22 protein-coding genes are annotated in these 20,414 nt (G+C 69.0%); 11 read left to right on the forward strand and 11 right to left on the reverse strand.

The features are described from left to right. Positions 1-2 precede the first annotated feature (2 nt). Positions 3-662 carry a helix-turn-helix domain-containing protein gene (locus ACQUSM_RS03545; RefSeq protein WP_435115793.1) on the reverse strand — a complete coding sequence of 220 codons (660 nt, stop codon included), beginning with the start codon at positions 660-662 and terminating at the stop codon, positions 3-5. 138 nt (positions 663-800) lie between these two features. On the opposite strand from ACQUSM_RS03545, the gene ACQUSM_RS03550 reads away from it, so the two are divergent. Beyond that, positions 801-2,441, forward strand: a complete 1,641-nt coding sequence (locus tag ACQUSM_RS03550) for an NADH-quinone oxidoreductase subunit D (RefSeq protein WP_435118277.1) — start codon at positions 801-803, stop codon at positions 2,439-2,441. Between the two features lie 17 nt (positions 2,442-2,458). Here ACQUSM_RS03550 and ACQUSM_RS03555 read toward each other — a convergent pair whose 3' ends face one another. From ACQUSM_RS03555 to ACQUSM_RS03575, 5 genes are all read right to left on the reverse strand, one after another. After that, positions 2,459-3,259, reverse strand: coding sequence for an ABC transporter permease (locus ACQUSM_RS03555; RefSeq protein ID WP_435115795.1), 801 nt, complete (start codon positions 3,257-3,259; stop codon positions 2,459-2,461). Beyond that, on the reverse strand, positions 3,256-4,221 hold the full coding sequence (locus ACQUSM_RS03560; RefSeq protein ID WP_435115797.1) for an ABC transporter ATP-binding protein: 966 nt from the start codon (positions 4,219-4,221) through the stop codon (positions 3,256-3,258). Before ACQUSM_RS03560 ends, ACQUSM_RS03555 begins: the two co-directional genes overlap by 4 nt. A gap of 70 nt (positions 4,222-4,291) precedes the next feature. Beyond that, positions 4,292-5,179, reverse strand: coding sequence for a DUF7351 domain-containing protein (locus tag ACQUSM_RS03565; protein ID WP_435115799.1), 888 nt, complete (start codon positions 5,177-5,179; stop codon positions 4,292-4,294). A 78-nt stretch (positions 5,180-5,257) separates the two neighbouring features. After that, positions 5,258-5,533 (reverse strand): hypothetical protein, encoded by a 276-nt coding sequence (locus ACQUSM_RS03570; RefSeq protein WP_435115801.1) that lies wholly within the window; start codon positions 5,531-5,533, stop codon positions 5,258-5,260. Positions 5,534-5,636: 103 nt separating this feature from the next. Then, positions 5,637-6,122: a cupin domain-containing protein gene (locus ACQUSM_RS03575; RefSeq protein WP_435115803.1), complete on the reverse strand. Its 486-nt coding sequence runs from the start codon at positions 6,120-6,122 to the stop codon at positions 5,637-5,639. Between the two features lie 109 nt (positions 6,123-6,231). Here ACQUSM_RS03575 and gfo6 point away from each other — a divergent pair, with 109 nt between their 5' ends. Both gfo6 and ACQUSM_RS03585 read left to right on the forward strand, forming a co-directional pair. Continuing rightward, positions 6,232-7,332, forward strand: coding sequence for a D-xylose 1-dehydrogenase Gfo6 (gene gfo6 / locus ACQUSM_RS03580; RefSeq protein WP_435115805.1), 1,101 nt, complete (start codon positions 6,232-6,234; stop codon positions 7,330-7,332). 303 nt (positions 7,333-7,635) lie between these two features. Beyond that, a complete protein-coding gene (locus ACQUSM_RS03585) occupies positions 7,636-7,854 on the forward strand; it encodes a hypothetical protein (protein WP_435115807.1) in 219 nt (72 codons plus the stop codon). A 48-nt stretch (positions 7,855-7,902) separates the two neighbouring features. Here the strand turns inward: ACQUSM_RS03585 and ACQUSM_RS03590 are convergent, their stop codons facing one another. Then, positions 7,903-9,840, reverse strand: coding sequence for an aldehyde ferredoxin oxidoreductase family protein (locus ACQUSM_RS03590; protein WP_435115809.1), 1,938 nt, complete (start codon positions 9,838-9,840; stop codon positions 7,903-7,905). 167 nt (positions 9,841-10,007) lie between these two features. Here ACQUSM_RS03590 and ACQUSM_RS03595 point away from each other — a divergent pair, with 167 nt between their 5' ends. From ACQUSM_RS03595 to ACQUSM_RS03605, 3 genes are read left to right on the forward strand one after another with little or no spacing between them, the layout of a single operon-like run. Further along, a complete protein-coding gene (locus ACQUSM_RS03595) occupies positions 10,008-10,391 on the forward strand; it encodes a hypothetical protein (protein ID WP_053948046.1) in 384 nt (127 codons plus the stop codon). Further along, positions 10,388-10,666 carry a ubiquitin-like small modifier protein 1 gene (locus tag ACQUSM_RS03600; RefSeq protein ID WP_435115811.1) on the forward strand — a complete coding sequence of 93 codons (279 nt, stop codon included), beginning with the start codon at positions 10,388-10,390 and terminating at the stop codon, positions 10,664-10,666. Before ACQUSM_RS03595 ends, ACQUSM_RS03600 begins: the two co-directional genes overlap by 4 nt. A 2-nt stretch (positions 10,667-10,668) precedes the next feature. Further along, positions 10,669-10,932, forward strand: a complete 264-nt coding sequence (locus tag ACQUSM_RS03605; protein WP_435115813.1) for a hypothetical protein — start codon at positions 10,669-10,671, stop codon at positions 10,930-10,932. Here ACQUSM_RS03605 and ACQUSM_RS03610 read toward each other — a convergent pair whose 3' ends face one another. Beyond that, positions 10,933-11,283, reverse strand: coding sequence for a hypothetical protein (locus ACQUSM_RS03610; protein WP_435115815.1), 351 nt, complete (start codon positions 11,281-11,283; stop codon positions 10,933-10,935). 109 nt (positions 11,284-11,392) lie between these two features. Between ACQUSM_RS03610 and ACQUSM_RS03615 the strand changes: the two genes are divergently transcribed. The 4 genes from ACQUSM_RS03615 to ACQUSM_RS03630 all read left to right on the forward strand — a co-directional run bounded on the left by ACQUSM_RS03615 (position 11,393) and on the right by ACQUSM_RS03630 (position 16,718). Further along, positions 11,393-13,033, forward strand: a complete 1,641-nt coding sequence (locus tag ACQUSM_RS03615) for a SufS family cysteine desulfurase (RefSeq protein ID WP_435115817.1) — start codon at positions 11,393-11,395, stop codon at positions 13,031-13,033. A 68-nt stretch (positions 13,034-13,101) separates the two neighbouring features. Continuing rightward, positions 13,102-15,411, forward strand: a complete 2,310-nt coding sequence (locus tag ACQUSM_RS03620; protein ID WP_435115819.1) for a PAS domain S-box protein — start codon at positions 13,102-13,104, stop codon at positions 15,409-15,411. Between the two features lie 39 nt (positions 15,412-15,450). Continuing rightward, positions 15,451-16,059 (forward strand): response regulator, encoded by a 609-nt coding sequence (locus ACQUSM_RS03625; RefSeq protein ID WP_435115821.1) that lies wholly within the window; start codon positions 15,451-15,453, stop codon positions 16,057-16,059. Next, positions 16,056-16,718, forward strand: a complete 663-nt coding sequence (locus tag ACQUSM_RS03630) for an RAD55 family ATPase (protein ID WP_435115824.1) — start codon at positions 16,056-16,058, stop codon at positions 16,716-16,718. The genes ACQUSM_RS03625 and ACQUSM_RS03630 overlap by 4 nt, the downstream gene beginning before the upstream one ends. Positions 16,719-16,888: 170 nt before the next feature. Here the strand turns inward: ACQUSM_RS03630 and ACQUSM_RS03635 are convergent, their stop codons facing one another. After that, positions 16,889-17,668, reverse strand: a complete 780-nt coding sequence (locus ACQUSM_RS03635) for a cytochrome bc complex cytochrome b subunit (protein ID WP_435115826.1) — start codon at positions 17,666-17,668, stop codon at positions 16,889-16,891. Between the two features lie 293 nt (positions 17,669-17,961). Here ACQUSM_RS03635 and ACQUSM_RS03640 point away from each other — a divergent pair, with 293 nt between their 5' ends. Continuing rightward, positions 17,962-18,831 carry a DUF7351 domain-containing protein gene (locus ACQUSM_RS03640; RefSeq protein WP_435115828.1) on the forward strand — a complete coding sequence of 290 codons (870 nt, stop codon included), beginning with the start codon at positions 17,962-17,964 and terminating at the stop codon, positions 18,829-18,831. An 18-nt stretch (positions 18,832-18,849) separates the two neighbouring features. Here ACQUSM_RS03640 and ACQUSM_RS03645 read toward each other — a convergent pair whose 3' ends face one another. Beyond that, a complete protein-coding gene (locus ACQUSM_RS03645) occupies positions 18,850-19,929 on the reverse strand; it encodes an aminopeptidase (RefSeq protein WP_435115830.1) in 1,080 nt (359 codons plus the stop codon). Between the two features lie 168 nt (positions 19,930-20,097). Beyond that, complete coding sequence (locus ACQUSM_RS03650) at positions 20,098-20,277, reverse strand: DUF7333 family protein (RefSeq protein ID WP_435115832.1); 180 nt, start codon at positions 20,275-20,277, stop codon at positions 20,098-20,100. Positions 20,278-20,414 lie beyond the last annotated feature (137 nt).

Below are 20,414 nucleotides of genomic sequence, written 5' to 3' on the forward strand. Positions count from 1 at the left end.
CTTCATTCGAGTTCGAGAACTGCCGCCATCACCCGACTCTCGGCTTTCCGCAGGTGTTCGGCGGCCGTCGACGGCGACACCCCGAGCGCCGCCGCGACGCCCTCGATCGAGCCGCGCCGGGGGCTGTCGTAGTAGCCGGCGTCGACAGCGGCCGCGACCGCCTCGCGCTGGCGTGCGGTCAGCCCCGAGTCGAACAGTTCGCGCCGGCGGTCGTACTCGCCGACGCGGAGCACCTCGGTCCGCATCTCGTCCGGGAGGTTCTCCAGCGCCGGCCGGATCGCGCCCGCCGTCCCGACCAGCGTGACCGTCGCGGTGCCGTCGCTGTCGAACTCGATCGGCGGGACGGCCATGATCCCCGTCCGGGAGATCGCGTCGAGGATCTCCTCGTCCCGGTCGGGCGTCTCTTGTTCGACGAACGCGTAGAACGTCCCGTCCGCCGCCGGCGTGAACTCCCACTCGATCACCGAGGGTGCCGCCCGGAGCATCCCGGCGAACGCCTCGGGCTCGCCGTCGACGCGGTACAGCAGCGTGTCCCGGTCCGGGCCGGAGCGGTCCTCGTGGAGCAGCACGTCCCGCTCGACGGCGTCGGAGTCACAGATAGCCTCGTGGACGGGGTTGATCGTCTCCTCGGAGAACGCGACACGCAGCCGGACGTACTTCATCGACCGCGGGGTCTGCTCGCTGGTGCTTAAAAATACCCGGTCGAGTGCGGCAGAACGCGCCAGTGACCGGCGCCCCGATCCCGACCCGTGTCTCAGCAACCGCCGGTTATCGAGACGGTCGACGCCGAGCCGGACCCGCTGCTCACGGACGCCCGACGGACCATCGCCGACGCCGGTTTGGCAGCCGCGGTCGTGGACTCGCGGGAGATCGGCGACATCCCCGCGCTGGAGATCCGCGGCGACCGCGTCCCGGCCGTCCTCGACGCGCTCCGGACGGGGCTCGGACTCGATCACTGCTCCTGTGTGGTCGCACAGGAGTACGACACCCACGCCGAGAGCGTCTACCTCCTCCGGGCGTACGACGACCCGACGCGGGAGCTCGGCGTCGCCGTCCCGGTTCCCCTCGACGAGAAGGCGAGCCAGTCCGGCGCGGACGCGTTCCGGACGATCGACTGGCACGAACGCGAAGCGTACGACCTGCTGGGGTTCGAGTACGAGGATCACCCCGACCTCCGGCGGATCCTCCTGCCCGAGACGTGGCAGGGCCACCCGCTGAGCCACGACGACGACGGGGACGCCCCGCAGATCGTGCCGCTGCGGGAGAACGAGGGACGGCTCACGGACGCCGAGGAGCGGGAGGCCGCCGACGGCGCCGAGACGATGTTCCTCAACGTCGGCCCCCACCACCCCGCGACCCACGGTGTGATGCATCTGGAGACGACGCTCGACGGCGAGCAGGTCGTCGACGTGGAGCCCGACATCGGCTACATCCACCGCTGTGAGGAGCAGATGTGCGAGTCGGGGACGTACCGCCACCAGATCATGCCGTACCCGGATCGCTGGGACTGGAGCGGCGCCGGGCTCTGCAACGAGTGGGCGTACGCCCGTGCGGCCGAGGCGCTGGCCGATATCGAAGTGCCCGAGTACGCACAGCTGCTCCGGACGCTTACTGCCGAACTCAGCCGGATGCTCGGCCACTTCCTCGCGGTCGGCGCGTACGCGCTCGACGTGGTGGGCGACTTCACGGCCACGTTCATGTACGCGATTCAGGAGCGCGAACGGATCCAGAAACTGCTGGAGGACGTGACGGGCCAGCGCCTGATGTTCAACTACTTCCGGCTCGGCGGGGTCGTCTGGGACCTGCCCGACCCCCGCGACGAGTTCTTGGCCGACGTGCGGGCGTTCCTCGACGGGCTGCCCGAACGGCTTCGGGAGTACCACAGCCTCCTGACCGAGAACGAGCTCCTCCAGCTACGGACCGTCGACACCGGCCACCTCGCTCCCGAAACCGCAAAGCAGTACGGCTGTACGGGCCCGGTCGCCCGCGGCTCGGGCATCGACTACGACGTTCGCCGGGACGACCCGTACGGCTACTACGACGAACTCGACTGGAGCGTCGTGACCGAGGACGGCTGTGACAACTACGCCCGGCTGCTCGTTCGGCTGCGGGAACTGGAGGAGTCCGCGGCGATCGTCGAGCAGTGTGTCGACCGGCTCGCGGACTGGCCCGAGGACGACCGGACGATCCAAGCCAGCGTCCCGCGGACGATCAAGCCCGACGACGGCGCCGAGGTGTACCGGACCGTCGAGGCCGCGAAAGGGGAACTCGGTATCTACATCCGCAGCGACGGCACCGACCAGCCCGCCCGGTTCAAGATCCGCGGTCCCTCCTTCTCGAACCTCCAGGTGCTGCCGGAGATGGCGACCGGCGGGATGCTCCCCGACCTGATCGCGACCCTCGGGAGTCTGGACACGATCATGGGCGAGGTCGACCGGTAGGCGGCCCGGCGCCGGCCTCAGAGGTCGGTCTGTGGGAACCGCCAGAGTGCCAGCGCGATCGGGACGATCGCCCACGCGGCGAGCACGGCCGCGAAGAACGGCAGCGTCTCGTACGCCGCCAGCGGCCCCTCCGGCGGGTAGGAGAGCATACTCGTCCCGCGTTGGTACGCCGTGACGGGGTCGAGGTTCACCCAGAGCTGTGCCCACTCCGGACGTGGGCGCTGCTGCTCGGGCGGGTACATCCGGCGCACGATCTCGGTGGGGAGCCAGTCCCAGACGAACAGGAAGCCGAGGAACACGCCGAACGCGCCGCCGATGGCTCGTCGCCCCGTCGACGCGAGCGCCGAGATTCCGACCGCGAGGGCGGTACAGAACACGGTCCACAGCAGGACGAACCCCACGAGGGTGAGGTAGTCCGCTCCCGGAAGCTGCCCCGTCCGGAGGGTGTAGGCCGTCGGCGCCGCGAGCAGGCCGCCCGAGATCGCCGCGAGCAACGGCCCGACGCGACCGAGGAACGCGCCCAGCACCACCTCCCGTCGTGAGTGTGGGTACGCCAGCAGCACTCGCAGCGATCCGGACTCCCGGGCGCCGGCGACGACGCCGTGGCCCAGCGCCAGCGTCGTCAGCACCACCAGTATCCCCGCGGAGTTCTGGACGCCGCCGACGACCAGCGGACGGATCTCCCCCCGATACGTCGGCCCGCCGGTCGACCAGCCGACGAAGCCGAACACGATCACGAACAGCGCGGCGACGACCCACGCCGACTTGGTGCGGTGGGTGTCGAGCGCGTACTTCTCGACGAGGGTTCGGAGGCTCACTCCGCCACCTCCGAAATCTCGACTGCCGCTCTGCCGCCGCCGTCGCCGCCCTCGCCGGTGTAGGCGGCGAACACCGACTCCAGCGAGCCGGCGTCGGACTCGAAGTCGCGGATCTCGGCGCCGTGCTCTCGGAGCACGTCGAGCACGTCGACTTTCGCCGAACCGGCGCAGGTGGCCGTCAGCCGGCCGTCCTCGGCCTCCACGGGGTCGATCCCGTCGAGGCCCTCGACGGCGGCGACGGCGCCGTCGGGCAGCGACTCACAGTGGACCGTGAGCGTCGCGACGGCGCCCGCGCCGCGCAGCCCCTCGACGCTGTCGACGGCCACGAGTTCGCCGTCGGCGAGGATCCCCACGCGATCGCTCACGCGCTCGACCTGATCGAGGATGTGGCTCGAGAAGAACACGGTCGCGCCGCGATCGACCTCCTCGCGCACGATCTCGCGCATCAGGCGGACGCCGTTGGGGTCGAGCCCGGTGGAGGGCTCGTCGAGCACGAGCAGGTCGGGCTCGCCGACCAGCGCCATCGCGAGCATCAGCCGCTGGGTCATCCCCTTCGAGAAGTCGTCGGCGACGCGCGTCTCCGCGCCGGCGAGCCCGACGCGATCGAGCAGGGCGTCGGGGTCCGCGTCGGCGTTCTTCGAGGCGATCGCGTACTCGACGTGCTGGCGGGCGGTGTACTCCGGGAACGTGTCGTAGCCGTCCGGGAGCACGCCCACGCGCTGGCGGACGCGGCCGGACTCCTGCTGGGCGTCGATGCCGAACACCTCGACTTGGCCCTCGGTCGGCCGGAGGTAGTCGAGCAGACAGTCGATCGTCGTCGACTTCCCGGCGCCGTTGGGGCCGAGGAAGCCGAACACCTCGCCGCGCTCGACGGTGAGGTCGATGCCGCGGAGGGCGGTCACGCTGCCGAACTGCTTGTGGAGGCCGTCGATCTCGACGGCTGGCGGGGACTCTGTCGCCATGCTGAAACGACCGACTGGTCGTCGCATAGGCTTTGGGGGACGCGGCAGCGGAACGAAGTCGAGCCGAAAATCAGACCGCGGACCGCTCGGTGTCGTGGACGTGCAGGTCGTCGTCGAGCGTCACCGTCAGCGCCTCGCCGCCGAGTTCGATCGTCACCTCGAACCGCTGTGGCTGCTCGCCGACGAGCTCGATCGCGTCGTCGGAGACACACCACGACAGCGTCCAGTACGGCCGTTCCGACAGCGAGACGCCGTGCTCGCGGTGGAAGCCGACGACGACGCTGTCGTCCAGCAGCGCGAGCCCGACCGCGGAGCAGAGCTGGTGGTTACACTGCGAACAGCGGTGGATCGCGGTGAGCGAGCCGCCGAGACAGCAGTCCTCGGCGCGCTCGACGGTGGTCTCCATCCGCCCGCTGCACTCCGGACAGACGCCGTCTTTCGCGAGACAGTGGAGGTGGCGGACGCGCTGGTCGAACGCCGCGAGCACCTCCTCGTCGGTCCGGTCGGTCAGCCCGCCCGGGGGGAACGCGTACTCGCCGTGGCCGTAGCCACAGTCGGGGCAGGCGATCGAGAGGCGTTCGTCCTCGTACGTCGCCCGGAGGTCGGCGCCGCAGTTCACGCAGGGGTCGCCCACGTCGATAGGGTCGAGCGTCGGGTGTTCCGTGAACGAGCCCGCGAGCACCGCCTGTACCACCTTCTCGCCGGCGTGGCGGAGCTCGTACCCCTCGTCGACCTTCCGGACGAACTGGTCGGTCAGCTTGTCGAGGTGGTAGTTGAACTGCGCGCTGTCGCGCATCCCCACGTCCTCGCGCAGCGCCGAGAACCGCACCGGCGAGTCGTCGGCGGTCCACAGCGCTTCGAGGATCGCGAGCCGGGTCTCGTTGGCCACCAGCCCGAACGCGTCGGCGGGCTCGACGCCCTCACTACCGCCCTGAATCGGCCCGATCCGTTCGCTCATACGGGAAATCCGGCGGCGAACCCGAAAAAGTGTTCGGTGAACTGCAATTATGTAAAAATTATGACCGTATTTCGCGAGTCAGAGCCGGACACAGGCGCTCGTCCGCGGGACGCAGAACCGTCGGTCCCGGGACGCTCGCCGGCGGGTGGCGACGACGCCCGCGACGGCGCCGGCGCCGAGGCCGACTGCCAGCCCGGTGAACAGCGCCGGCGAGGTGACCGCGGTGAACAGCCCGCCGAGCAGCACGACACCCATGAGCAGCGTGCCGACGAGCATCCCCGAGGAGGTGCCGAGCCGTGGCTCGCGCGTGCCCGGAGTCGTGGATCGTGACGCGGATGGGTTGGGTTCAGTCATACACGTCATACGACGACCGCCGGCACCATTAAGATAAGCTGAACGACATTTTTGTAAGCGGCGTTACTGAAACGGATTTGAGGCGGCCGTCGGTCGGGACTGCTCACTCCTCGCCGGCCCAGTAGTCGACGGTCGCGTCGCGGTCGTAGTAGCCCGACACGTCGCGCTCGCCCTCGCCGCCGGGCGGCGAGCCCGCGTAGACGCCGACTTTCCCCGAGTCGGGGTAGACGGTCACGTCGGGCTCGCGCATCGTCGACAGCGCGAGGTAGCGCAGCGGTTCGTCGCCGTCGTTGACTACGCGGTGGGCGCCGGCTTCTCCCACGGGGCAAGAGACGTAGTCGCCGGGCCGGAGTCGGTGCTCGTCGTCGGCCGCGCGCAGCAGCCCGCGCCCGGCGAGCACGTAGAGCGCCTCGGCGTTGCCCGTGTGGTAGTGGTAGGGCCACGACCGCTTCCCGGGCGGGAGTTCGTAGAGGCTACAGCCCAGATCGTGGTCGTCGCCCGCCGCGGCGGCGAGCTTCTTCCGCCGGAACGCCGTCCCTCCGCGTTCGGTCGTCGTCCACGGCAGGTCGGATTCGTTGATCGGTTCCATGGGGGGACGTACGACTCGGCGGGGAAAGCTCTCCCCCTGTTCCCCGCGGGGTCGGCCGTCGCTTCCCCTTCCGCCAACCGTTTTCCCGTGCGCGTCCCCACCCGGAGGTATGGACCTGCAGACACTCGTTGACGCGGCCTCGACCCGCGACTGGGACACCGACCCCGAGGGAACGGTACCGATCGCGGTCGTGGGGCTGGGGAACTACGCCCGGAACGTCTCGATCCCGGCGATCGTGGCGGGCGACTACGCCGAGGTCGGCGCCGTCGTCTCCGGCGACCTCGAGAAGGCCGAGCGCGTGGCCGACGAGCACGACGCCGTCCCCCTGAGCTACGAGGGGTACGCCGAGGGCGAGTCCGTCGACGCCTACGACGCCGTCTACGTTGCGACGCCGAACCGCCTCCACCTCGACCAGATCCGGACCGCCGCCGATCACGGAAAACACGTGATCTGTGAGAAGCCGCTCGAAGCGACGACGGAACGCGCCACGGCGGCGGTCGACGCCTGCGAGGACGCCGGCGTGACGCTGATGACCGCCTACCGCATGCAGGCCGACCCCGTGATCCGCGCGCTCGGCTCGTTCGTCTCCCGGGGCGGCATCGGCGAGCCGACGAAGGCGATGGGCGAGTTCACGTTCCCCGTCCTCGCCGGGTCGAAGGGGCCCGACCAGTGGCGCCTCGACGCCGAACTCGCGGGCGGCGGCGCGCTGATGGACGTGGGCGTCTACCCGCTCAACACCACGCGATACCTGCTCGGCGCGGATCCGGGGGCAGTCGAGGCGATGGCCCGCGCGAGCGAGCCGTTCGGCGACCGCCCGGACGATCCCGAGAGCCACCGCTTCGCCGACGAGCACGTCCACGTCCTCGCGTCGTTCCCCGAGGGCGTCGTCGGGGAGTTCACCGCGAGCTTCAGCGGCGAGGCGGACTCGTGGCTGGAGCTGGTCGGCAGCGACGGCCGCGTCCGCGTCGAGAACGCGTTCGTCCCGGGCGGCGACCGGACCGTCCGGGTGAGCACCGACGAGGGCGAGGTGGAGCTCTCGGGGATCGGGGCCGACGAGACACGCGAGGAGTTCGACTACTTCGCCCACTGCGTGCTGACGGGGACGCCGCCCGAGCCCGACGGCCACGACGGGCTGACGGACGTGGCGATCGTGGGCGCGATCTACGAGGCGGCCGAGTCGGGCGATCGCGTGACGCTCACCCGTCGCTGATCGGCGTCGGAAGGGTGGAGAGGGCGGGGGAGGCGGATGTGTCGGACCGGGTGGCCCCCGTGGTCGGTCCGACGGTGCGCCGATGGTGGCGGACCCCTCGCCACGCGGTCGAGCGCTGTGTTGGATTGTCGACGTTACGGCGAGAAAAGCGCCGTGTCTGTCGACGGCTGTGGGTAGCCGGGAGAACGCCATAAATCCACGGGTCCCGGTCGGGGTGGCTTCCCGCACCCCACCGTCTCGGCGCGATCGACGGTATGACGGACCGCCGACGGCTTTTTCTTCCGTCGGCGAATACTGTCGTGTGTGAAAGAACGCATTCAGAAGACGATCCGACGTGCACAGTTCGCCGCCGCGGGCGCCGCCATCGGTGGCGGCCTCGGGGGGCTGGTGGGCAAGAACGCGGCGAGCACTGCCGCCGGGTTCGGCGCGCTGATCGGCGCGACGATCGCGGAGAAAGTCGGCCCCGCGGAAGAGTTCAAAGCGCGGTTCAAGCGCGAGAAGGCGGACGAGGCCGCGGAGTAGCGACCCCCAATTTTTACCCGTCGCCGGCTGCTCGCGTCGGCGACACCGTCAGTCGTCCGCAGGTGCCGCACCGCCCGCGGAGACGCCGGTTCCCGGCCCGATCTCGATGCCGAGATCGTCGAGCTTCTCGTCGGGGACGACGCCGTCGACCCAGCCGCGGTGCTCGTAGTACTCCTCCTTCATCGCGTCGAGCTCGCAGAGCTCGCCCTCGATCCCGCCGCCGGCGGGCACCGCGTCCTCGGCGCCCTCGACGAAGCGGTCCGGCAGCGAGTCGTCCTCGCCGTCGAAGCCGGCGAGGTTGTTGTAGTAGCGTTCGAGGTTGTACACGCGCTCGCCGGCCTCCATCAGCTCCTCCTCGCCGACGGAGCGGCCGGTCATCCCGTTGTACTGGTCGATGTACTCCTCGATCCCCTCGGCGAAGGCGTTGAACTTGCAGATGTCGAAGGAGTCCGAGATGGCGTGGAGGTCCTGGAACGTGGCGGTGAGCTCGCCTTTCCCCTCCCACTCGGTCGGGTCGACCTTCTCCGGGATGCCGAGGATCTCCGCCGCGGGCGTGTAGCCACGCAGGTGGCAGGCGCCGCGGTTCGAGGTGGCGTAGCCGATCCCCATCCCCTTCAGGCCGCGCGGGTCGTAGGCGGCGATCGACTGGCCCTTCACGTCGAGGCGGCAGTCGTGGGCGTCGAGTTCGGCGGCGGCGCGCTTCTGCCCCTCCGCGAGCACGTCCGCGAGCTCGGTGTCGCGGTAGGCGATCTTCTCGAGCATCTCGACCATCGCGTCCACGTCGCCCCAGTCGAGGGTCTCGTCGAACGCGTCGAGATACCCCTTCTCGGCGGCCTCCATCGCGAACGCGAGCATGTTGCCGCTGTCGATGGTGTCGATGCCGTAGTCGTTACAGCGGTCCATCAGCAGCGCGACCTTGTCGCGGTCGTCGTTCATCGAGTTGGGGCCGAGCGCCCACGCGGACTCGTACTCGTACGACTCCATCCGGATGTTGAGGTCCTGCCCCTTGTGGTGGACGTCGACCTCGACTTCCTTCTTACACGCGACCGGACAGGAGTGACAGGTCGGGTCGTTGACGAGGATGTTCTCCTCGACGTTCTCCCCCGAGACGTTCTCGGAGTCGATGTTCGGCTCGTCGGGCTCCTCCTCGGCCTCCATGCTGGTCGAGGTGAACCGCCCGTTCCGGGTCGGGAGCCCGTCCATCTCCTCGGTGAGGTTCATCAGCACGTTCGTCCCGTACACCGAGAGGCCGCCCTCGTTGGGCGCGGTCACGTCGGACTCCTGGATGGCCTGCATCGCCGCCTTGTGGCCCTCCATGAACGTCTCGCGGTCGGTGGGCTTGGGCATCTCCGTGCCGGACTTGACGACGACGGCTTTGAGGTTCTTCGACCCCATCACCGCGCCGGTGCCGCCCCGGCCGGAGGCGCGGTCGTCCTCGTTGATGATGCAGGCGTAGCGCACCTGGTTCTCGCCGCCGGGACCGATCGCCATCGCCGAGAGGTTCTTGCCGTAGGCGCCGTCGACCTCCTCTTCGAGCGTGTCGATCGTGTCGTGGATACCCTCGCCCCAGAGGTGGCTGGCGTCCCGGAGTTCGACCTCGCCGTCCTCGACGACGGCGTAGACGGGCTCGTCGGCCTTCCCCTCGAACAGCAGCCCGTCGAAGCCGGCCCACTTCAGCCGGGCGCCGCTCCAGCCGCCGTGGTGGGAGTCGGTCACCGTGTCCGTCAGCGGGGACTTGGTGACGACGGCGATCCGTCCGCTCATCGGGGTCTGCGTCCCCGTGAGCGGTCCGTTCATGAACGCGAGGAGGTTCTCCTCGCCCAGCGGTTCGACGTCGGGGCCGTTGTCGAACACGTACTTCACGCCGAGGCCGCGCGCGCCGATGTACTTGCGCGCGTCCTCGTCGTCGATGCTCTCGTACCCGACGTCGCCCGCACCGAGATCGATGCGAGCGACGCGGTCTTGGAAGCCGCCGAGATCAGTCATAGGTAATGCTCGTTACTTACATACGGCCTGTTCGGTGTTAGTCGTTCTCACGACGATGTAACTGGAACCAATTACAATTTTTGGCAGGTCGAGCCGTAGAATCCCGTTGCCCTACAGCGGTTTCTCCTGCCGGGAGCTTTATCCGCGTCGGCGTGTCACTCGGGGGTATGGAGACGGTCTCACTCGGCGCCCCGGAACCGATCCTCGACTCGTTGCCCGGCGACGACGACGCACGACAGGACATGCGCGAGGCGGTCGCGGGCTGGGAGCGTCGCATCAACGACGCCATCGAGGCCGCCGAGGACGACGACGAGGCGGTGGGGTACGTGCTCGACGCCGTCGAGCGTCTCGAGAGCCGGATGGAGCGGTTCGACGAGTTCGTCCCCGAACTCCGGGCGTGGGGGCAGTCGCCGATCTACGCCATCTCGTGGCGGAACCTCTACGCCGAACTGATCGCCCAGCTGTACGACCACGACGACCTCGGCGACGCGCTCGACCGCCGGCGCAATCAGCGCCTCGTCGAGGACGGCATCCGGTTCGGTGGCTCATGAACGTCGAACTCCGGTTTTTCGCGACGTTCCGGCAGGCGGTCGGGCAGAAGGTGGTCGAACGGGAGTACCCGGAGGGGACCACGATCGGCGAGGCGCTCCACGACCTCGAGGCGGAGTACGAGGGGCTCTCGGGCCAACTGATCGAGGACGGCGATCTGCGCCCGCACATCAACGTCCTCAAGAGCGGGCGCGAGGCGCTGCATCTCGACGGGATGGAGACCGAACTGGAGGACGGCGACCGGCTCAGCATCTTCCCGCCGGTGGCGGGCGGGTAGCGATGGAGCGGACCAAGGAGTTTCGCGGTATCTCGGTCCGTCTCGCTCGGAACTATCTGGAGAACCTCGGCGGCACCGCGGTCGACGACACGAGCGTCGAGGGCGAGGGCTGGCGCGCCGATCTCTCGGCGGAGAAGGTGAGTATCGGCCCGTCGCTCCAGCTCACCGAGGTCACGGTCGTCTTCGAGGCCGACGACCTGTCCGAGGCGGCGTTCGAGGAGCTGATCGAGGATTTCTCACGGAAGGCGATGCGGGCCGGCGGGTAGTCACTCCCGCAGGCTGTCGAGCACGCGCCGGGAGAACGCGACTTCGCTCATCTCGCCCGACTCCAGCGCTGCGAACCAGTCGGCATCGGCGCGCCAGACCCCCATCGGCTCGTCGTCGAGGTTCGTCACCGTCGCCTCGACGCTGCGTACCGGCCAGTCGCGCTGATCGAACAGCTTCCGGAAGTCGTTGACCACGTCGCCGATCTGCTGATGGGGAATCTCGCCGTGCTGGTCGGCGGCGGCGGACTGGTAGGTGAGCCGGTACGCCCCGTCGTCGACGGCGATCGACTGCAGGTAGCAGCCGTGGTTGGTGAGCCGGGATTCCAGCGCGAACGCGCGATCGTCGTCCATCGACGGGAGGTAGGCGCCGGCGGGCATAGGCGTTGCCCAACGAGGCCCGACACCGTGGGCTGGCCGCGACGCGAGAACTTTTAACAGGATTGGAAAGTATGGTCACTCCATGTCCCCACAGGTCGCCGACGTTCGGGACGATTTCCCCGTTCTCGAACGCGAGGTGAACGGCGAACCGCTCACCTACCTCGACAACGCCGCAACCACGCACACCCCTCGACAGGTGTACGAGATCTTCGAGGAGTTCTACGCGGGCTACAACGCCAACGTCCACCGCGGCATCCACGAGCTCAGCCACGAGGCGTCGCTGGCGTACGAGGACGCCCACGACCGCGTCGCCGCGTTCGTCGGCGCCAGCGGCGGGCGCGAGGAGCTGATCTTCACGCGCAACACGACCGAGAGCATCAACCTCGTCGCCCACGGGCTCGCCCTCCCCGAGTTCGGCCCCGGCGACGCGATCGTCACCACCGAGATGGAGCACCACGCCTCGCTGGTGACGTGGCAGCAGGTCGCCAAGCGGACGGGCGCGGAGGTGCGGTTCGTCGGCCTCACCGACGACGGCCACGTCGACGTCGAGCACGCGAAGTCGCTGATCGACGACGACGTGGCGCTGGTGTCGATCCCGCACGTCTCGAACGTGCTCGGCACCATCACCCCGGTCCGAACGTTCGCCGATCTCGCGCACGACGCCGGCGCAGTCCTCGTCGTCGACGGCGCGCAGTCGGCGCCGACTCGTCCCGTCGACGTGGAGGCCATGGGCGCGGACTTCTTCGCGTTCTCGGGGCACAAGATGGCCGGCCCCACCGGGATCGGCGGGCTCTACGGCCGGAAGGAGCTGCTCGAAGGGATGGAGCCGTTCCTCTACGGCGGCGAGATGATCCAGCACGTCACGTTCGACCGCTCGACGTGGAACGGGCTCCCCTGGAAGTTCGAGGCCGGCACGCCGCCGATCGCCGAGGGGATCGCGCTCGCGGCCGCGGTGGAGTACCTCGACGACCTCGGGATGGCGTGGGTGCGCGACCACGAGAACCGCCTCGCGCAGTACGCGCTCGAACGCCTCCGCGAGCGCGACGACGTGGAGACGTACGGCCCGGGGCCGGGCGAGGAGCGCACGGGGCTCGTGAGCTTCAACGTCGACGGCGTCCACGGCCACGACCTCTCCTCGATCCTGAACGAGCGGGGGATCGCGGTCCGCGCGGGCGACCACTGCACGCAGCCGCTGCACGACCGCCTCGACGTGCCGGGGTCGGTCCGGGCGTCGTTCTACGTGTACAACACGACCGACGAGATCGACCGCCTGCTCGACGCGATCGACGACGCCGAGGCCAAAGTCGACACTCACCTGCGGGAGCGCTACGCCGACCGACTGTACGAGCACCACCGCGAGCCGAACAACACCGGCGGGCTCGCGAACCCGTCGCTGGTGAAGTCCTCCGAGGAGACCACCTGCGGCGACGAGGGGGAGTTCCACGTCGACGTGGCCCCGGACGGGACCATCGAGCGCCTCGCGTTCGAGAGCGAGTCCTGTGCGGTGAGCCGGGCGGTCGCGAGCCTCATCACCGAGTATCTGCAGGGGCGGACCGTCGAGGCGGCCGCCGAGATGGAGGGCGAGGTGGCGGCGATGCTCGACGGGGAGTTCCCGGAGCTGCGTCGGGAGTGTGTGGTCGGCCCGGAGGAGGTGATCCGCGAGGCGGCCCGGGAGTACTCGACGGGAGCCCACGCGGCGGGTGAGTCACCCTCGACCACGTAGCGCTCGGCTGACGGTTTCCAACGGTTATTCGTACCGTCGGTCGCAGAGACAGACGAGGACGACAACCGATGCAGACACCGCCAGACCGGATCCGTGTCCTCCACGTGGAGGGCTCCGACGCCACCGTCGGGGCCGAACTCGGGGACGCGGACGACCGGCTCGACGTGACGACGACGGCGCGGGCCGAGGCGGCACGCTCCCTGCTCGAGGACGAGGCGTTCGACTGCGTCGCCGCGGCCGGCGACCTCCCCGACGCGACGGGGGTCGAGCTCCTCGAGCGCGTCCGCGAGCGCGAGCCGACGCTCCCGTTCGTCATGTACGCCGCCGAGGGCTCCGAGACGCTCGCGAGCGACGCGACCGCCGCGGGCGTGACCGACTACGTCCCGCTGGACGCCGGCGTGGACCTGCCCGCGCGGGTCGTGGACGCGGTCGAGCGCGAGGAGCGACGACGCCGGACCCACCGCCGCGACGACGGGGAGGATGCCGACCCGACGACGTGGGAGCTCACGCCCGCCGAGTACCGCGACATCTTCGTCGAGGCCGAGGTCGGGATCGCGATCACCGACCCCGAGACGGGGACGTTCGAACACGTGAACCGCCGCTGGGCCGAGATGCTGGGCTACGAGCCCGGGACGATACAGGGGATGCGCGTCGACGACGTCAGCGCCGACGACGAGGGGTTCGACCAGTCGGCGGCCATGGCGCGCATCCGGGCGGCGATCGAGGGCACGCCCCAGCAGTTCGACTGGCTCCACGAGCGCGCCGACGGGACCCCGCTCTGGTGTGAGGTGAACCTCAAGCGGGCCCGCATCGGCGGCGAGCAGCGGCTGCTCGCGTTCCTCCGGGACGCCTCCGAGCGCAAGGAGCAGGAGGAGCGCTTCCGAGCGTTCGTCGAGCAGTCGAACGACATCCTCACGATCCTGGACCAGAACGGCGTCTACCAGTACCAGAGCCCCTCGGTCGAGCGCATCCTGGGGTACGAACCCGATGCACTCCTCGGGAAGAGCGCGTTCGACTACGTCCACCCCGACGACCGCGGGCGGGTCGTCGCCGCGTTCCGGGAGGCGCTGGAACAGCCCGACCGCGACCTGACCGTCGAGTACCGCTTCCGTCACGCCGACGGCTCGTGGCGGTGGGTGGAGTCCCGCGGCGCGACGGCGCCGGCGAACTCGGCCGTCGAGGGGTTCGTCGTCAACACTCGCGACGTGACCGAGCGGAAGCGACACGAGCGGCAGATCGCCGAGCTCCACGACGCGACCCGCGAGATGGTCGGGGCGAGCGACGAGACCGAACTGTGTGAGATCGCGGTCGAGACCGCCGAGACGGTGCTCGGCCACTCCATCGCCGGCGTCTGGTTGGCCGACGAGAGCGAGGAGCGGCTCGAACCGCTCGCGATCACCGACGCCGCGCGGGAGCTGTTCGGGGACATCCCGGTGTACGCGCCGGGGAACAGCCTCTCGTGGCGCGCGTACGAGGACGGCGAATCGCTCGTCGTCGACGACATGGCGGCGGCGTCGGACCAGTACAACCCCGACAGCCCAATCGGGAGCGAACTCGTCGTCCCCCTCGGGGAGTACGGCGTGTTGAACGTCGGAGCCGAGGCGGCCGGCGCGTTCGACGACAACGACGTGATGCTGGTCAAACTGCTCGCCGCCAACGCGGAGGTCGCGCTCGACCGCTCCGAGCGCGAGTCCCAGCTCGAACGCCAGACCGAGCAGATGGAGTTCTTCAACTCCATCCTGCGCCACGACGTTCTCAACGCCGTCACCGTGATCCGGGCACGGGCGGAGTTCCTCGCCGAGGATCTGGAGGGGGACCAGCTCGACGACGTGGAGACGATCGTCCGGTGGAGCGACGACGTGACCGAGATCGTCCAGCGGGTCCGGACCGTTCTGGAGACGTTGACCCGCGAGGACGACCCCGAACTCGAACCGATCGACGTGGGGGCCGAACTCCGCGCCGAGGTCGAGCGGGTCCGCGCGACCTACCCCGAGGTGGCGTTCGACACGGAGATCCCCGAGGGGATGCCGGTGCGCGCGAACGAGCTGCTGGGCGACGTGCTCGGCAACATCGTCACCAACGCGATCGAACACAACGACACCGAGGGGCTGTCGGTCTCTGTTCGCGCCGGTCGTGTCGGCGACGAGATCGCCGTCCGGATCGCCGACAACGGGCAGGGCGTCGACGACGACCGGAAGGAGGCGATCTTCCGCCGGGGCGTGACCGGCCACGCCAAGTCGATCGGCTCGGGGTTCGGGCTCTTCTTCGCCGACGCGATGGTCGCGGAGTACGGCGGCGACCTCTGGGTCGAGGACAACGACGCCGGCGGCGCGACGTTCGTGATCCGGCTCCCGGCGGCCGACGCCGACTCGGCCTAGCGCGGTAGCTATTTGCGAGTGGCGCCGGAACCCGGCTGTATGAGCGAGAGCGAGGCACCGGTGGTCCTCGTCGTCGAGGACGAGCCCGACGTGGCCGAAACCTACCGCCGCTGGCTCCAGTCGGACTACGAGGTCCGTCTGGCCGCCGACGGCGAGGCGGCGATCGTGGCAGTCGACGAGACCGTCGACGTCGTGCTGTTGGATCGGATGATGCCCGAGATGTCCGGGGGGGAAGTGCTCCGCGAGATCCGCGAGCGGGGGATCGACTGCCGGGTCGCGATGGTGACCGCGGTCGACCCCGACTTCGACGTGGTGGAGATGGGGTTCGACGCCTACGTCTCCAAACCACCCCAGCGCGAGGAGCTGTTCGAGACGATCGAGCGGCTGCTGGATCGGGCCGACCTCGACGAGGAACTCCAGGAGTACTACTCGCTGGTCGCCCGCCGGAGCGCGCTGGAGGCCGAGAAAACCGACGCCGAACTGGCCGACAGCGAGCAGTACGAGGAGTTGCTGAACCGGATCGACGAGGCGGAAACCGACGCCGACGACGAACTGGGCGACATGAGTTCGGACACGGAGTTCGTCGGCGCGGTTCGGGAGATCGTCGACGAGGAACTCCCCGATGGGGCGGAGGGTGAGTGGGAATGAGCACGGAGTACGACGTGGCCGGGGCGCTCCCCGAGGGGACCGTCGAGGCGTTACCGTCCGGGACGAACGTCCTGATCACCGGGCCCGCGATGGTCGGAAAGCGCGAAGTCGCGTTCCGCCTGCTCGCCGCCGGCCACGAGGCCGGCGAGGGGGTACTGTGCGTCACGACGAAGGCGTCGGCCGCCAGCCTGCTCCGGGAGTTCGAACGGCAGGTCCCGACGCTCGATCCGAATCGGGTCGGGATCGTGGACTGCTCCGGGAGCGAGAGCCGGGAGGCGATCCGGCAGATCGCGACCGAGCGCGTCGGCTCGCCGGGCGACCTGACCGGCGTCAGTATCGGCACCGCGAAGCTGCTCAAGCGGTTCTCCGAGCGCGACGTCTCGGACGTGCGCCACGGGCTGGTGTCGATCTCGACGCTGATCCAGTACCTCGACGTCGAGACGGTGTTCAAGTTCGTCCACATCTACACCTCCCGGATCGAGGACACCGGCGGGCTGGGCGTGTTCACGCTCGAGGAGACCGCACACGACCCACAGACCACCAACACGATCACCAGCGAGTTCGACTGCGTGATCGAACTCAGGGAGACCGAGGACGGCCGCGAGGTCCGGGTGAAGGGGCTGCCCGGCGTCTCTCGCTCGTGGTACGCGTTCGACTGAGCCGTCGACGGTCGAGCGCGCTCCCGGACGCGCAGGCGCACGGGCTCGGCGGGACGGGTGTTCGCGCTCGCCTGTAGCGACAGCCCCTCGTCGACGGCCGGGGCTCACCTGCGAAAAGCGGAAGCGGCGTTAGTGGACGCGTTCCTCGACGGCTGAGCCCCACCGGCCGCTCACTTCGGCGGCCGGAGCCGGTAGTAGCGACGGTTGAGGTCGTACATGTACCCCTCCCGCATCGTCTTCAGTACCGCGTAGCTGATCGCTGCCGCCACGGGCGGGAGGAGGAACGTCAGGTCGAACAGCAGCGGCGGCGACATCGGCACGAGGTTCTTCGCGGAGTACACCGCGATCGTGAACGCGAACACGGTGCCGCCGACGCCGATCGCCGCCCAGAACGGCTGTTCGACCGGGCGGCGGGCGCTCCCCTTGTTGAGGAACGGCACCATCGCGATCACGCCGACCACGACGACGTTCGCCAACACGCCGTAGGTCTTGTCGCTCACGACCTTCTCGCCGCCGAGCACCGCGAGCTCGGGGTTCAGCGGGCCGAGCTTCAGGAGGCCGAACGACCAGTAGAGGTACCAGTCCGGCAGGATGATCGACGGCGTCACGCTCCGGTTCGCGGGGGCGCCGATGTGTGGCGGGAGCGTCGCCGCCAGCAGTAGGAGCATGCCGACGAAGAAGCTCGTCAGCGCGAGGTTCCGGATCAGTTCGTGGGGCCACGTCGGGAACGCGAGCACGTCGCGCTCGACGTACGTCGACTCCTCACGGAGATCCTGATCCTCGCGTCGCGCTCGCTCGAAGTACTCGTAGGTGAGGCGAGGGAGGCCGACCCGTCGACGCTTGCGTTCGCTCCACGTCGGCGTATCGTCGTCCGGCGGGACGACGTTCGTCCCCGCGCCGTCGGTTCGTGGTTCGTCGTCGGTCCGCTCGTCAGATGTGTTCTCTGGCATTGCTGTGGAGGGTGGGGTGGTTCGAGCACCGTCGTGCAGTCGGTGTCGACCGGTGCGTTCAGCGTGGACCGTCAGCGAGTGGAGGGCCGAACGGGGTGCCTGCTGCGAGTTCTCGCGTCGAGTTCGTACGAGCGGGGGGACTGTAAGCGCTCGCAGGAGCCATTTCCTGTTGGGGAGTGTATGTTTTACGAGCGAGCCGGTCAGCACAGGAGAACGTGGCCTCACCCGCGGCCGCCCGTCGCCCTGAGGCGGTTCCAGAATACTGATTGTCACTGAGGCAGGATATCGAGACCATGCCGCTCGAACGCCGTCTACCGGAGGACACGGAGGACGTGTTCGGTCTCCTCGCGAACGAGGTCCGGATCGACATCCTCCGGGCGCTCTGGGAGGCCGCCCCCGACCCCCTCTCGTTCTCAGCGCTCCGGGACCGCGTCGGCGTCGCGGACTCCGGGACGTTCAACTACCACCTGAACCAGTTGCAGCCGGCATTCGTGAGCAAAGACGACGGGTACAGACTGAGCTACGCCGGTCGGCAGGCGGTCGGGAGCGTGGTCTCCGGGCGGTTCGACGCGGCGGACGCTGCAGATGTGGGCCCCGTGCCGGCCGGCGACTGCATGCACTGCGGCGAGACGACCGACGCGACGTACGACGACGGGTACTTCGTCGTCGACTGTCCGGCCTGTGAACAACTGGTCGTCAAGATGGCGACGCCGCCGGTCGTCGTCGCGTCGACGGCGCCGGAACGGCTCCCGTCGGTGGTCAGCAAGCACGTCCTGACGCGAACCGAACGCCTGAGTCGCGGGTTCTGCACCCTCTGTGACGGCCGAGTCGACGCCTCGCTCACGCTAGATACGGACGAGGCGGCGGTGACCTACCGGTCGGAGCTCGACGTTCGGTTCACGTGTCGCGAGTGCGGCGCCGAACCGCGGCTGAACGTCGCGGCGGTGCTGTTCGACCACCCCGCAGTCGTCTCGTTCCTCCACGACGCGGGCGTCGACCTCCGGGAGACGTACGTCTGGGAGCTCCGATCGCTACTGGACCCCGAGGCGGTCGTCGTCGACCGCGAGCCGCTCGAACTCCGGCTGACGTTCGAGATCGACGGCGAGGCGCTCACGGTCGTCGTCGACGAGTCCGCCAGCGTCGTCGAGTACGAACGGATCTGAGCAGTCCGATCCCGGAGCTCACTCCTCGAAGACGAACGTGCCGTCCTCCTGCACGACCTCGCCGTCGACCTCGATCCGGGAGTCCTCGCTCATGTCGACGATCATGTCCATGTGGACCGCGCTGTCGTTGCGTTCGCGGTCCTCGGGCACGGTCCACTCGTAGGCGCGGCCGATCGCCATGTGAACGGTGTCGCCCATCTTCTCGTCGAACAGCATGTTGTACGTGAACTGATCGATGTCGCGGTTCATGCCGATCCCGAGTTCGCCGAGGTAGCGCGCGCCCTCGTCGGTGTCCAGCATCTCCGTTAGTACGGGCTCGTTCTTCTCGGCGGCGTGGTCGACGACTCTCCCGTCCTCGAAGGTGAGCCGGACGCCCTCGACCTCCCGGCCCTGCGCCATCAGCGGCTTGTCGAACAGCACCTCGCCCTCGACGCTGTCCTTGATCGGGGCGGTGTACACCTCGCCGCCGGGCATGTTCTTCTCCCCGTAGTCGTTCTGGGGGAGCATCCCGTCGACGCGCATCGTCACGTCGGTCGTGTCGCCGGAGACGATCCGGACCTCCTCCGCGTCCTCGAGGATCTCGACCATCTGGGCCTGGAACTCCCGCTGGGCTTCCCAGTCCTTGTCGATCGCCGACCAGACGAACTCCTCGTAGGCCGGCGTCGACATCTCGGCGTCCTGCGCGTTGCCGGGGGCGGGGAACGCGGTCGTGACCCACCGGCTGTCCATGCGCACCTCCTGAACGGGCTTGTTGGCCGCGGCGAACGCCGCGTTCGTCTCGGGGTCGATGTCGCCGGTCTCGTGGGTGTTGGTCGCGCCACCGACGTTGATCATCACGTCGGTCTCCTCGGCCATCGCGAGCAGGTGCTCGGAAAGCTCCACGTCGTCGGGGTCGATCGCCCGCCGATACGCCCGGCTCGCGCGCTGGCTGACCAACCGGATCGACGCGTTCGCGCCGACCTCGCCGAGCTTCTCGGCGACGGCGATCAGCAGCTCCTCGGCCACCGGCGGCCCGCTGACGGCGACGTTCTCGCCGGCGGAAACGTCGGTACAGTGCTCGACGAGGATCTCCGCGTGTCGCTGGATACGGTCGTCCATGCGAGGGTGCTGGGTGGCAGGGACCTAAAAGATGTCAGAACTACGTTCGGTACCAGATCGACGAGCGAACGACGCTCGGACGGTTGGCGGCGGAAGTCGACGACTGACGGGGGCTGCTGCCGTTCGCGGCCGCTTTGGACCGTTCCCGGGGCTGACGGCGCCGGAGCGTTACGCCCGGTACTCGCCGTGTTTCAGCCCGAGGAAGAACGCGACGATCGAGAAGACGATCATCGACGGGAGCACCATCATGAACACCGTCGACGGGGTCATCACGGACGTGAGCGCGACCGTCGCGACGACGACGATCACGACGAGCGGCGCCACCGAACGTGTGAAGTCGAACTCCATAGCGGTCGTTGTGGCCGAACGGACAAATCGATTGAGGAAGCGGAGGGTGCTGTCGCTCGGTGTTCCGGGTGGATAGACCTGTACGGATTCTGCCTACGCCTGTGGACTCGCGGGGGTCTCGCGAGCAGGGTGGGATT

Origin of the sequence: Halolamina sp. C58, assembly GCF_051195095.1 — an archaeon.
Lineage (GTDB): Archaea > Halobacteriota > Halobacteria > Halobacteriales > Haloferacaceae > Halolamina.

Bases quoted from the DNA above. Each gene is read 5' to 3' on its own strand.
- ACQUSM_RS03610 (WP_435115815.1), bottom strand. From the start codon at position 11,283: ATGGACGACGATCGCGCGTTCGCGCTGGAATCCCGGCTCACCAACCAC.
- ACQUSM_RS03620 (WP_435115819.1), top strand. From the start codon at position 13,102: ATGCAGACACCGCCAGACCGGATCCGTGTCCTCCACGTGGAGGGCTCC.
- ACQUSM_RS03590 (WP_435115809.1), bottom strand. From the start codon at position 9,840: ATGACTGATCTCGGCGGCTTCCAAGACCGCGTCGCTCGCATCGATCTC.
- ACQUSM_RS03545 (WP_435115793.1), bottom strand. From the start codon at position 662: ATGAAGTACGTCCGGCTGCGTGTCGCGTTCTCCGAGGAGACGATCAAC.
- ACQUSM_RS03565 (WP_435115799.1), bottom strand. From the start codon at position 5,179: ATGAGCGAACGGATCGGGCCGATTCAGGGCGGTAGTGAGGGCGTCGAG.
- ACQUSM_RS03575 (WP_435115803.1), bottom strand. From the start codon at position 6,122: ATGGAACCGATCAACGAATCCGACCTGCCGTGGACGACGACCGAACGC.
- ACQUSM_RS03650 (WP_435115832.1), bottom strand. From the start codon at position 20,277: ATGGAGTTCGACTTCACACGTTCGGTGGCGCCGCTCGTCGTGATCGTC.
- ACQUSM_RS03560 (WP_435115797.1), bottom strand. From the start codon at position 4,221: ATGGCGACAGAGTCCCCGCCAGCCGTCGAGATCGACGGCCTCCACAAG.
- ACQUSM_RS03615 (WP_435115817.1), top strand. From the start codon at position 11,393: ATGTCCCCACAGGTCGCCGACGTTCGGGACGATTTCCCCGTTCTCGAA.
- ACQUSM_RS03570 (WP_435115801.1), bottom strand. From the start codon at position 5,533: ATGACTGAACCCAACCCATCCGCGTCACGATCCACGACTCCGGGCACG.
- ACQUSM_RS03645 (WP_435115830.1), bottom strand. From the start codon at position 19,929: ATGGACGACCGTATCCAGCGACACGCGGAGATCCTCGTCGAGCACTGT.
- gfo6 (WP_435115805.1), top strand. From the start codon at position 6,232: ATGGACCTGCAGACACTCGTTGACGCGGCCTCGACCCGCGACTGGGAC.
- ACQUSM_RS03595 (WP_053948046.1), top strand. From the start codon at position 10,008: ATGGAGACGGTCTCACTCGGCGCCCCGGAACCGATCCTCGACTCGTTG.
- ACQUSM_RS03625 (WP_435115821.1), top strand. From the start codon at position 15,451: ATGAGCGAGAGCGAGGCACCGGTGGTCCTCGTCGTCGAGGACGAGCCC.
- ACQUSM_RS03640 (WP_435115828.1), top strand. From the start codon at position 17,962: ATGCCGCTCGAACGCCGTCTACCGGAGGACACGGAGGACGTGTTCGGT.
- ACQUSM_RS03630 (WP_435115824.1), top strand. From the start codon at position 16,056: ATGAGCACGGAGTACGACGTGGCCGGGGCGCTCCCCGAGGGGACCGTC.
- ACQUSM_RS03600 (WP_435115811.1), top strand. From the start codon at position 10,388: ATGAACGTCGAACTCCGGTTTTTCGCGACGTTCCGGCAGGCGGTCGGG.
- ACQUSM_RS03635 (WP_435115826.1), bottom strand. From the start codon at position 17,668: ATGCCAGAGAACACATCTGACGAGCGGACCGACGACGAACCACGAACC.
- ACQUSM_RS03605 (WP_435115813.1), top strand. From the start codon at position 10,669: ATGGAGCGGACCAAGGAGTTTCGCGGTATCTCGGTCCGTCTCGCTCGG.